This window comes from Methylobacterium trifolii (assembly GCF_022179685.1).
GTDB classification, from domain to species: Bacteria; Pseudomonadota; Alphaproteobacteria; order Rhizobiales; family Beijerinckiaceae; genus Methylobacterium; species Methylobacterium trifolii.
Map to the genome: position 1 here is coordinate 1 of NZ_BPRB01000204.1, position 11,333 is coordinate 11,333.

At 71.9% G+C, this 11,333-nt stretch carries 9 protein-coding genes; 5 read left to right on the plus strand and 4 right to left on the minus strand.

Going from position 1 to position 11,333, the window contains the following annotated elements:
* The coding region (gene mfd / locus COGEMETH_RS17610; protein ID WP_238183904.1) for a transcription-repair coupling factor at nt 1-2,704 on the plus strand (2,704 nt) is incomplete at its 5' end.
* 40 nt (nt 2,705-2,744) lie between these two features.
* On the opposite strand, the gene COGEMETH_RS17615 is transcribed toward mfd, so the two are convergent.
* A complete protein-coding gene (locus COGEMETH_RS17615) occupies nt 2,745-4,016 on the minus strand; it encodes a patatin-like phospholipase family protein (protein ID WP_238183905.1) in 1,272 nt (423 codons plus the stop codon).
* A gap of 190 nt (nt 4,017-4,206) precedes the next feature.
* Here COGEMETH_RS17615 and COGEMETH_RS17620 point away from each other — a divergent pair, with 190 nt between their 5' ends.
* Nucleotides 4,207-5,256 (plus strand): HpcH/HpaI aldolase/citrate lyase family protein, encoded by a 1,050-nt coding sequence (locus COGEMETH_RS17620; RefSeq protein WP_238183906.1) that lies wholly within the window; start codon nt 4,207-4,209, stop codon nt 5,254-5,256.
* Between the two features lie 112 nt (nt 5,257-5,368).
* On the plus strand, nt 5,369-5,740 hold the full coding sequence (gene hspQ / locus COGEMETH_RS17625; RefSeq protein WP_238183907.1) for a heat shock protein HspQ: 372 nt from the start codon (nt 5,369-5,371) through the stop codon (nt 5,738-5,740).
* Between the two features lie 109 nt (nt 5,741-5,849).
* Here the strand turns inward: hspQ and COGEMETH_RS17630 are convergent, their stop codons facing one another.
* Nucleotides 5,850-6,638 (minus strand): invasion associated locus B family protein, encoded by a 789-nt coding sequence (locus tag COGEMETH_RS17630; RefSeq protein ID WP_238183908.1) that lies wholly within the window; start codon nt 6,636-6,638, stop codon nt 5,850-5,852.
* Between the two features lie 356 nt (nt 6,639-6,994).
* Here COGEMETH_RS17630 and COGEMETH_RS17635 point away from each other — a divergent pair, with 356 nt between their 5' ends.
* Both COGEMETH_RS17635 and COGEMETH_RS17640 read left to right on the plus strand, forming a co-directional pair.
* A complete protein-coding gene (locus tag COGEMETH_RS17635) occupies nt 6,995-8,326 on the plus strand; it encodes an AMP-binding protein (protein ID WP_238183909.1) in 1,332 nt (443 codons plus the stop codon).
* A 318-nt stretch (nt 8,327-8,644) separates the two neighbouring features.
* The gene (locus COGEMETH_RS17640; protein ID WP_238183910.1) at nt 8,645-8,986 is read left to right on the plus strand and encodes a hypothetical protein; all 342 of its coding nucleotides are present in this window, start codon (nt 8,645-8,647) and stop codon (nt 8,984-8,986) included.
* Between the two features lie 76 nt (nt 8,987-9,062).
* On the opposite strand, the gene COGEMETH_RS17645 is transcribed toward COGEMETH_RS17640, so the two are convergent.
* Nucleotides 9,063-10,316 (minus strand): FAD-dependent monooxygenase, encoded by a 1,254-nt coding sequence (locus tag COGEMETH_RS17645; protein WP_238183911.1) that lies wholly within the window; start codon nt 10,314-10,316, stop codon nt 9,063-9,065.
* 174 nt (nt 10,317-10,490) lie between these two features.
* On the minus strand, nt 10,491-11,069 hold the full coding sequence (locus COGEMETH_RS17650; RefSeq protein WP_238183912.1) for an SCO family protein: 579 nt from the start codon (nt 11,067-11,069) through the stop codon (nt 10,491-10,493).
* Nucleotides 11,070-11,333 lie beyond the last annotated feature (264 nt).

Here is an 11,333-nt window from a genome sequence, read left to right on the forward strand (position 1 = left end):
GCTGTTCTACGACCGCCTCGACACCCTGTTCGACTACGTCGCCGGCGTGCCCTTCGTCCTCGACAGCCAGGCCGAGGACGCGGTCTCCGAGCGGCTTGCCCTGGTGCGCGACTATTTCGAGGCCCGCGAGGGGGCGCAGAAGACGCCGCAGGCCGGAATCGCCCCCTACAAGCCTCTGGCGCCCGATGCCCTGTACCTCAGCCCCGGCGAACTCTCCGACCGGCTCGGGGCCGTCCCGGTCGCCCGGCTGACGCCGTTCTCGCTGCCGGGTTCCGCGGCCCGCACCGTCATCGAATGCGGAGCCCAGGCCGGCCGCAGCTTCGCCCCCGAGCGGGCGGACGAGGCCGCCAGCGTCTTCGACGCGGCAGCCGCCCACATCAAGGACCTGCAAGGCTCCGGTCATCACGTGATCCTGGGATCATGGTCCGACGGCTCCCGCGACCGGCTCTGCGGCGTGCTCGCCGACCACGGCCTCAGGAAGCCCGTGGCGATCACCCGGCTCTCGGACGTCTACGCCCTTAAGCGCGGCACGGATGCGGCGGTCGCGGTCTGGGGGCTGGAATCCGGCTTCACGGTCGGCGAACTCGCCGTGGTCTCGGAGGGCGACATCCTCGGGGACCGGCTGGTGCGCCAGAAGCGCAAGGCCAAGCGCCCGCAGGACGTGATCCTGGAAGTGCAGGCCCTCCAGCCCGGCGACCTCGTGGTGCATGCCGACCACGGCATCGGCCGCTTCGTCGGCCTCAAGACGGTCCATGCGGCCGGCGCCCCGCACGACTGCCTGGAACTCCAGTACACCGGCGGCCTGCTGCTGCTGCCCGTGGAGAACATCGAACTCCTGACCCGCTACGGCTCCGAGGATGCCGAGGTGGCCCTCGACCGCCTCGGCGGCGGGGCCTGGCAGGCCCGCAAGGCGCGGATGAAGCGCCGCATCCTCGAGATGGCGGGCGAACTCATCAAGGTCGCCGCCCAGCGCTTCGTGCGCCAGGCCCCGCGGCTGGTGCCGCCCGAGGGCCTCTACGGGGAGTTCGCGGCGCGCTTCGCCTTCGAGGAGACCGAGGACCAGGCCAACGCCATCGACGCGGTGCTGACCGACCTCAATGCGGGCCGGCCGATGGACCGCCTCGTCTGCGGCGACGTGGGCTTCGGCAAGACCGAGGTCGCCCTGCGCGGGGCCTTCGCCGCGGCGATCTCGGCCCGCCAGGTCGCGGTGATCGTGCCCACGACCCTGCTGGCCCGCCAGCACTACCGGACGTTCACGGAGCGCTTCAAGGGGCTGCCGATCCAGATCGCGCAGCTCTCGCGGTTCGTGCCGGCGGCCGAGATGAAGCAGGTGCGTGCGGGGCTCGCGGACGGCAGGGTCGACATCGTCGTCGGCACCCATGCGCTTCTGGCGAAGACCATCGCCTTCAAGAACCTCGGCCTGATCATCGTGGACGAGGAGCAGCATTTCGGTGTCAGTCACAAGGAGCGGCTGAAGGCGCTCCAGGCCGACGTGCACGTGCTGACGCTCTCGGCGACCCCGATCCCGCGCACCCTCCAGCTCGCCATGACCGGCGTGCGCGAACTCTCGATCATCGCCACCCCGCCGGTCGACCGGCTGGCGGTCCGCACCTTCGTCACGCCCTTCGACCCGCTGCTGATCCGCGAGGCGCTGCTGCGCGAACGCTACCGCGGCGGGCAGTCGTTCTACGTCGTGCCCCGGATCGAGGACCTGGCCGAGGTCAAGGCCTTCCTCGACCGGGAGATGCCCGAGACCAAGATCGCGATCGCCCACGGGCAGATGGCGGCGGGCCAGCTCGAGGACGTGATGACGGCCTTCTACGAGGGCAAGTTCGACGTGCTGCTCTCGACCACCATCGTGGAATCGGGCCTCGACATCCCCACCGCCAACACCCTGATCGTCCACCGGGCCGACATGTTCGGGCTGGCCCAGCTCTACCAGCTGCGCGGGCGGGTCGGGCGCTCGAAGGCCAGGGCCTACGCCCTGTTCACGACGCCGGCCAACCGCACCCTCACCACCCAGGCCGAGCAGCGCCTCAAGGTGCTCCAGACGCTCGACACCCTGGGCGCCGGCTTCCAGCTCGCCTCCCACGACCTCGACATCCGCGGCGCCGGCAACCTGCTGGGCGATGCCCAGTCCGGGCACATCAAGGAGGTCGGCTACGAACTCTACCAGCAGATGCTGGAGGACGCCGTCACGGCGCTCAAGGCCGGCATCGACGAGCCGGTGGAGGAGGCGTGGTCGCCGACCATCGCGCTCGGCGCCCCCGTCACCATCCCCGAGGACTACGTCGAGGACCTCGGCGTGCGGCTCGCCCTCTACCGGCGGCTGTCCACGATCCACGACGACGCCGAGATGGAGAGCTTCGGGGCGGAGCTGATCGACCGCTTCGGCCCCCTGCCCCCGGAGGTGGAGCAGCTCCTCAAGATCGGTACCATCAAGATCCTGTGCCTGGCCGCCAACGTCGCCAAGATCGAGGCCGGCCCGAAGGGCGTCGTGGTGCACTTCCGCGAGCGGTCCTTCGCCAACCCCCAGGGGCTGGTGGCCTACGTCGCCGAGCAGGCCTCCTTCGCGAAGGTCCGCCCCGACATGAGCGTGGTGTTCATCCGCGAACTCGACTCGATCCCCGAGCGCCTCAAGACCGCGACCCAGGTGCTGCGCAGCCTCGTCAAGATCGCCCAGGGGTCGAAGAAGGCGGCCTGACCCGCACCGCGCCCGGCCTGTGGGCGCGGCGATGGCCCGCTCACCGCCGCGCGAAAGCCTGCTGCGCTGCCGGACCCGGCATCGGCGCGGCGGAGCCGACCGAACCGGTGGGCACGTCGCGGCCCTGGGCCAATGCGCCGGCCGGAGACGAGAAGGCGGAGCCCGCCCGGCCGAGCTTTTCCGCGTGGGCGAACAGAGCCCGCATGTAGCGCTGGTCGAAGGGGGCTGGTGAGGTCTCCTTGAAGCGCCCGTCGATCTCCGCCACCTGGAGGTCGAGCCCCTCGCGGCGTGCGAAGGCGCCGGCCAATGCCAGGGCGTCCTGCGTCTGCGCCTTGATCGCTGCCGACATGGACCGGCCGAGCACGCTCAGGGTGGTCCGGCTCGCCATCTGGAAGTACGGGGCCGAGGTGTTGTTGACCACGAGGTAGACCGTGCGGGCCGGGATGCGCACGCCGCCCGAGCCGGTCAGCGACGCGATCAGGGCCGATTTCGGGGCGAGGTAGAACGGGGCCGTGGTGCCCCCGTCCGCGTGCATCTCCTGGATGTCCTTGGTCTGCCCGGTCCTGCCGTCCGAGGTCGTCGCCTCGATCGTCACCGGCGGGAAGATGCCGGGCACGGCCGAGGAGGCGAGCACGATCTGGCGGAACAGGGCCAGGCCCTTCTCGCCGCCGATCGTGGCGATGGCGCCCATGTCCCAGAGCACCGGGCGCTCGGTGTCGATCTCGGTGGTGGCCACCAGGAGGCGCCGGCCCTTGGCGTGCTCGGCGGCGATGGCCTTGAGGAGTGGCAAGGTCACCGCACGGTCGATGCGGCGCTTCAGGGGCCACGTGTCGGTCAGCGCCACGTCGGAGCCGCCGAACTCGAACACGTCGGCGGCCGAGATCGTGGTGTAGGCCTCTCGCAAGGGGCCATTGCCCGCAGCGCCGACGAAGGCGAAGGGGGCGATCAGCGCCCCCGTGCTCACGCCGGTGATCACCCCGAAGGCCGGGCGCGTCCCCGCCTCGCTCCAACCCGAAAGAAGCCCGGCTGCGAAGGCGCCGTTCTCGCCGCCGCCCGAGAGCACCAGCCAGGGTTCGGACGCGGCGGGTGCCGCGTCGATCAGGGCCTGGAACCCTTTCGGGTCGTCGCCGGCGATCCGGACCGGCTGTCTCAGCCCGCTCGGCCGCGCAGATGCGGCCTCCCCCGCGGTGAAGGCGGCCCGCTCGTTACGGTTTTCAGTATTCGAGCCGGCAAAGGTCGGCTGCGACGCACCGACAGACAGCCCCAAAGCTGCGACACCCAGGACGATACGTCGTCTCGATAGCCCGGACATGGCCCGATTCCCGCTTTCGAAGACCCGCCTCAACCTGTGAACGCCGCCAATATTGGCGAGTTCCGGTAAGCTGGGCCTTGCGGGATTCCCTGCGTGCGATGGCGCACGGGCGGCTCGCAGGACGGTGCGTCTTTACGCCGGTGCCGGCCTTGCCCTAACGGAGCGGACGATCCCGATCGAGAGGCTTCCCATGAAACTGCCGCGCCGCTTCTTCCAGCCCCTCGCCACCGGCGCGCCGGCCCCGTTCCGCGAGCTTCCGGTCAAGCTGGAGCGGATGATCCACTTCGTGCCGCCCCACAACGAGAAGGTCCGCGCCCGCGTGGCGGACCTGGCCGGCACCGTCGACGTGGTGCTCGGCAACCTCGAGGACGCGGTGCCGATGGACCAGAAGGAGGCCGCGCGCAAAGGCTTCGTCGCGATGGCGCAGGCGACCGACTTCGCGGCCACCGGCACCGGCCTCTGGACCCGGATCAACGCCCTGAACTCCCCCTGGATTCTCGACGACCTGTTCGAGATCGTCTCCCAGGTCGGGTCCAAGCTCGACGTGGTGATGGTGCCGAAGGTCGAGGGCCCCTGGGACATCCACTACGTCGACCAGCTGCTCGCCCAGCTGGAGGCGCGGCACGGGGTCGACAAGCCGATCCTGATCCACGCCATCCTGGAGACGGCCGAGGGCGTGGCCAACGTCGACGCCATCGCCTGCGCCTCGCCGCGCATGCACGGCATGAGCCTCGGCCCCGCCGACCTCGCGGCGTCCCGCGGCATGAAGACCACCCGCGTCGGCGGCGGCCATCCGGAATACCGCGTGATCGCGGACCCCAAGGGCGATGCCGAGCGCGTCAGCGCCCAGCAGGACCTCTGGCACTACACGATCGCCAGGATGGTCGACGCCTGCATGGCCAACGGCATCAAGGCGTTCTACGGCCCCTTCGGCGATTTCTCGGACGGGGCGGCCTGCGAGGTCCAGTTCCGCAACGCCTTCCTGATGGGCTGCGCCGGGGCCTGGACCCTGCATCCGAACCAGGTCGCCATCGCCAAGCGCGTCTTCGCCCCCGATCCGGCCGAGGTGGCCTTCGCCGCGCGCATCGTCGAGGCCATGCCGGACGGCACCGGCGCGGTAATGCTCGACGGCAAGATGCAGGACGACGCCACCTGGAAGCAGGCCAAGGTCATCGTGGACCTGGCCCGCCTCGTGGCCGCCAAGGACCCCGAACTGGCCGCCGTATACAAGCTGGGCTGAGTTCAGAGCCTGCCCCTCGCCTCCCGGCATCGGCCCGAGGGGCGGGGGCGCCCGGCGATTGCGGTTGCATTGCCCGATGACACGGCCGCGCATCGCGCCTATCTGAGCGCTCATGACGGATCAGGCCACGACGACGGACCCGGCCATGGCGGCCCATGCGTTCAGAACCGCGAAGTTCGGGATCGGCGCCGTGGTGCGCCACCGGATCTATCCCTTCCGGGGCGTCGTGTTCGACGTCGACCCGGTCTTCGACAACACCGAGGCGTGGTGGCAGGCGATTCCCGAGGAGGTCCGCCCCCGCAAGGACCAGCCCTTCTACCACCTGCTCGCCGAGAACGCGGAGACGGAATACGTCGCCTATGTGTCCGAGCAGAACCTCGTGCCCGATACCTCCGGCGAGGCCCTGCGCCATGCCGGCATCCCCGAGATGTTCGAGCGCGACGCCCGCGGCGGCTACCGGATGCGCGACCGCTCCGCCAACTGATTCTTTTCGATATCCGGGAACAGGAAAAGGCCGGGCGGCGACGCCCGGCCTTTTCCCATACTCGAGCTCCTTGCGAAGGACCGATCCCTCGCCAGGAGCGAGGTGACGATCAGGGCTTGGGAGCCGCGCTGGCGGCGGGTGCCGCGCCGCCCTTCTCGGATTCGAGCTTCTTGCGCATGTCCTCGCTGCGCTTCTCCAGCTCGGACTGGAGTTTCTTCTGCTGCTCCTCCAGCACCTTCGGGTCCATGGCCGGGCCGTCGAAGGCCTTGCCGAAGCCGGCCAGCGGCACGGCGAAGGTGACCTCGCGCTGGGTCTGGTTCTGGACCGAGACGCTGAGCGTGGTGCCCTTCTTCATCGCGCCGATCACCCCGGCGTCGACGCCGCCGGCCTCGGCGAAGCAGCCGTTCGGGAAGCAGACCGCGAACTTGCCCGCCGTCGGGGTCTGGTTGTCGATGGTGAAGCGGATGCCCGGCTGCAGCAGCAGGCCGAGCGGCAGCAGGTAGCGCACCACGCGCACCTCCTGCTTGGTCTGGGCGTTCTTCATCTCGTAGACGGCCACCGCCAGGACGGGCTGGCCCTGGTCGGAGACGAAGTCGCGGGTGGTGTAGCAGATGTCGGTGTTGGAGGCCTGGTCCTTGCCGCAGACCTTCGTCCAGTCGGCCTGGCCGGGCTCGGATTTCACGTTGATGAGCTGCGGGCCGGTCTGCGCGGCCGGCGTCTGGGTCTGCTGAGCCGGGGCCGGCGCGGTCGGCGCGGGGGCGGCCGGCGCCGGAGCGGCGGGCGTGGCCTTCTTCGGCTGGGCGAGGGCCGGCCCCGCGAGGCCGGCGAGCGCGACGCCCGTGAGCGCGAGGAACGCGGCGGCGCGCATCGACTGCGCTGGGCTTTTGGCGAAGGACATCGGCACAGACCCCTTGGGAAGTTCGTTGGTTCGGTTCGTCGGATGACGCGGGTGACGCTGCGGGGCGCGATGCCGCCGTGGCAGGCGCGTCCCCTTGAAAACGATCCGTCCGGCTGGAGAGCCTCGGCCGGCGCGCCTCGACGGCGCCGCGCTCGGAGGAAGCGATTCCGCCCGAGCGACCGGGCGGCCTGCTTTCCCGCCGAATGAGGCGAAGACATGACACCGCTGCCATAACGGGCCTTGCCGAAGGGGCATCGACCCGTTCCCGGACACGTCGATCTTAGCGGCCGGTTAACCATGCCGGGCCCATCCATGGGCCTTCGTCATCCGGGCTTTTCACAGAGAGCGGTGCGCAGGTGCTGGCGCAACCAACCGTCGACCCATCGACCGACCCATCCGCCGATCCCTGGGCTGCCCTCTGCGCCCGCGGGGCGAGCGATGCCGCGGCCGAGGCGGCGGTCGAGCTGCCCCTGCGGCGCACCGGCCTCTGCGCCCTGCTCGCCGCCACCGCCCGGCGCCACCCGGCGCGCATCGCCCTCTCCGACGCGGGCGGGAAGGCCGCCTGGAGCGGCCGGCCGGCCATGACCTGGACCTACGCGACCGCGGCCGAGATCGTCGCCCGCCTCGGCCGGGCGTTCCGCACTTGGCGCCTGCCGCCTGGAAGCCGGATCGGCCTGTGGTACGCCGGCGGCACCGAGGGCCTCGTGGCGCACCTGGCCGTGGAGGCGGCGGGCCACGTCCCCTGCCCGCTCCCGGCCGCCTGGGACGAGGCGCAGGTGCTGGCCGGCATCGAGGCCGCGGGCATCGTCGCCGTGCTGACGCAGGGGCGCCTCGGCGACAGGCGCCCGGCCGAGACCCTGTGCCGGGTGGCGGTGCGCTATTTCGGCCTGCGCTACCTGGCCGCCTTCGGCCCCGACGTGCCGGACGGCGTGATCAACCTCGACGCCCTGGCCCTCGAACGCGGCGGCGCGGACGGCCCCGTCGAGACCGGCGGCGGCCTCGTCAGCTTCGCAGGCGGCGACCCCGCCCGGCCGGTCCAGCGGCCGGGCGACGCCCTGCTCGCGGCCATCGCCGTGCATCTGGTGGCGGCCCGGATCGGGCCGGCCGAGCGCATCCTCTCCCTGCTGCCGCCGAGCGACCTGCGCGGGCTCGTCACGGGCCTCGGCGCGGCCCTGGTCTCGGGGGCGGGGCTGGAGACCCTGCCCGTCTTCGACGGCCCGAGCCTCAATGCAGCCCTCGCCCGCCCGGTGCCGACCCATCTCGTGGCGCCGGCCTTCCTCGAACCCGCCCTTGCCCGGCTCGCCCTGCCCGGCACGGTCCGCTCCCTCTGCCTCGTGCACCGGGCGCCCGCCCGGCTGACGGCGCGCATCCTGCGGCCGGGGCCGGGACCGGCGCTGATCGACGCCCTCGCCCTCGACGAGGATTTGGTGCTCTCCGGCGCGCGGGGCGGGGCCGACCTCGCCCTGACCCTGGCCGACCCGGCGCGCGCGGCCCTGCCCCGCGGCCTGCTCGACCTGCGCCATGGGGATGGGGATGAGGACGGACCCCTGATGCTGCGCGGCCAGGCCTGCAAGGCGGTTGCGCTGCGCCGCGGGGAAACACCCCTTTCCGCCACCGACGCGTGGCGGTCCTCGGGCTACCGCGCCAGCCTGTTTGCCAGAACCGCAACCGGCCTCACCCCGGCCTGAGTCGGCGGGCCGCGTCCCTTCGCACTGCACGACGACTTGGCCGCGCCGGCTCCGCACGCTCCGTGCGCCGCGGCGTCCGTGGGCGCGGACGATCCGGAAACATCGTTCATCGTCAGCGCCTTGCGCAGGAACCCTCGCCCGGCGCTTGGACGCCGCGAGGGCGCGTCCGAGGCGGTTCATCGCCTGGTCAGGTGGCGCGCCTATCTTCGCATCCGCAACCGTGCCGGCGAACCAAACCGGGGTTTGCCGGGTTATGGCCCTGGGTCCCGTGCCCAAGCCTCTTCCCAATCCACCAGCGATAGGGTACCGCTCAAGCCTATGGGTGCGCTGCAACAAGTGCTCGTCGTCGACGATGGCGTCCGTGCCGCCGACCGCTCGCTCGCGGGCGAGCTGGCCGAAATGGGCTATGCCAGCGTCACCGCCTCCCTGGAGGCCGCCGACGACGTATTGGCGGTGATCGCCCGCCCGGCCGCGGTCCTGCTCCAGGCCCCGAGCAGCCGCAACCCGGCCTATGTCCGCCTCGCCGCCCGGCTCCGGGCCCAGATGCGCGACCAGGGCATCCCGGTCATCCTCATCAACGAAGCGAGCCACCGGGCCGGCGCGCCGATCGACCTGCGCAGCCGGATCGGCGCCTACGTCGTGAGCGAACCCGACCTCTGATCGGCCGGTCCGCTCGGGGCATCCGCCGGATGCGCTGCGCGAAGGGATAGCCCCAACCCACTGAGCCGACGGCCGATCACCGGCGATCATCCAAAAAACCGCGCCCCGCCCGCATCAGCTCCGGCGCGTTCAGGCGCGGCAGCACGCCTTCCCGCATCACGGCCCGGCGCAGGGGGCCGATCGTGCTCATGGCCAGGAGCCCCAGGCCGCGCAGGGCGTCCACCGGCAGCAGGTCGGCGAGCAGGCTGCGGTTCAGGGCGTCCACCGCCGCCGAGCGTAAGGACGCGTCGAGCCGGCGGGCCCGGGCGAAGCCGTCGAGCGTCGCGCGGGCGCCAGGGTCGCGCCCATCGCGAAAAGCCTCCGTCACGGCGTCGCGCAGGGCGGCGGCGTCGCGCAGTCCGAGGTTCAGCCCCTGGGCCCCGATCGGCGGGAAGACGTGGGCGGCCTCGCCGATCAGGGCGAGGCGGTGCGCGGTGGGGCTTCCCACCGAGAGGCCGCGCATCGGCACTCGGCCGCGGGGGCCGTCGATCCGCATGGCACCGAGCATCCGCTTGGCCTGCGCCTCCACCGCACGGGCGAGGTCCGCCGCGTCGAGCTCCGACAGGCGCCGGGCCGCCCCCTCCCCGGTGACCCAGACCAGGCTGGAGCGGTGGCCGCCGGGTAGCGGCACCAGGGTGAACGGGCCCTGGCGGGTGTGGAACTCGGTCGACACGTCCCGGTGCGGCTGCGCGTGGGCGAGGATCGTGGTGATCGCGCCTTGCGGATAGGACCATTCCCGCACCCGGATGCCGGAGCCCGCCCGCAGCGGCGAGCGCGCCCCGTCCGCCCCGACGACCAGACGGGCCTCGACGGTCCGGCCGTCCGCCAGCGCCAGGGTCGAGACGGCCTCGCCGGGGGTGCAGGCGGCCGCATCCGCCTCCACCAGGGTGAGGTTTTCGGCGACCCGCGCCTCGGCCCGCAGGGCCTCGACCAGGCGGGCGCTCTCCACGTTCCAGCCGAAGGCGGAAAGCCCGATCTCGCTGGCGTGGAAGCGGGCCGGGGGCGGCCGGAACAGGCTGCCGCTGTCGTCGATGATCTGGAGCACCGCCAGGGGGGCCGCGTGCGGTGCGATCCGCTCCCGCCAGGCGCCCAGCGCCTCGAGGAAGCGCACCGAGCCGTCGAGGAGCGCCACGGTGCGCCCGTCCGCCACGGGGGCGTGCCGGCCGACGAGCAGGGTCGGCACCCCGGCCCGCGCCAGCGCCAGGGCGGCCGCGAGCCCGGCCGCGCCCGCACCCACCACCGCGACCTCGGCCTGTCGCGTGTCTCCGGGGGCGGGGGTCCGATGGCTCACGGGCGAAAATCCTGCGCTTGATACCGCGTCCGCTTGATCAAAGCGGACGCGGTATCACGAAGCCCGCGCGGCGCTTGAGCGAAGCCGAAATCCGCATCGCGAAGCGATCGATCGGATTTCGTATGAGACCCCTATCTGACGCGCCGGGACCGGCCCGCCAGGGGCGTGCGTCCTTCAGATCCGCTTGGCGAGTTCCGTCGCGGTCTCGTCGGCCGGGCGCATCAGGTTGAGGGCGCCGAGGAAGCGGTTTTTGGAGTCCATCACGTAGACCAGGGCGGTGTGCTCCATCGTGTAGTCGCCGTCCTTGCCCGGCACCTTGCGGCTGTAGCCGCGATAGGCCTTCACCGCGGCGGCGACCTGGGCCGGCGTGCCGGTGAGGCCGGTGATGCGCGGGTCGAAGCTCGACAGGTAGGTCTTCAGGCTCGCCGGGTCGTCGCGCTCGGGGTCGACGGTGATGAAGGCGACCTTCATGGCCTTGGCCTTGGGGCCGAGCGCGGCGAGCACGTCCGAGATCTGCTGCAGGGTCGTCGGGCAGATGTCGGGGCAATGGGTGAAGCCGAAGAAGACCAGGTGCGTCGCGCCCGCGAAGTCGGCCTCCGTCACGCCCTTCCCATCCTGGTCCACCAGGGCGAACGGGCCGCCGACCCCGGAGATGCCCGCCTCCGGCGCGGGCCGCAGGGCGAACACGGCCGCCCCCGTCAGCCCGACGAGGCCGACGACGAAGGCGAGGATGGGCAGGAGGGCGCGGCGCATGTTTTGGGACTCTCTCGCGAGCCCGTTGCAACAGCATGGGCCGGGAGAGGAGGCAACCCGGCACGCGGTCGCCCCGGCGCGGACATGTCTTTCCGGCCCCGCGCGGATCACCGCCGGGGGCATGGCCCAAACGCAACAGATCCGGACAGGGGACGCGGGACGCCGCGGAACCTGAACGAAGCTTCGAAATACGGTTCCCCGGCGTCCCACGGCGTCGGCCCCGTCAGGGGTCGCTGCCGCATTCGCGTCGCGGTGTTCTCTAGC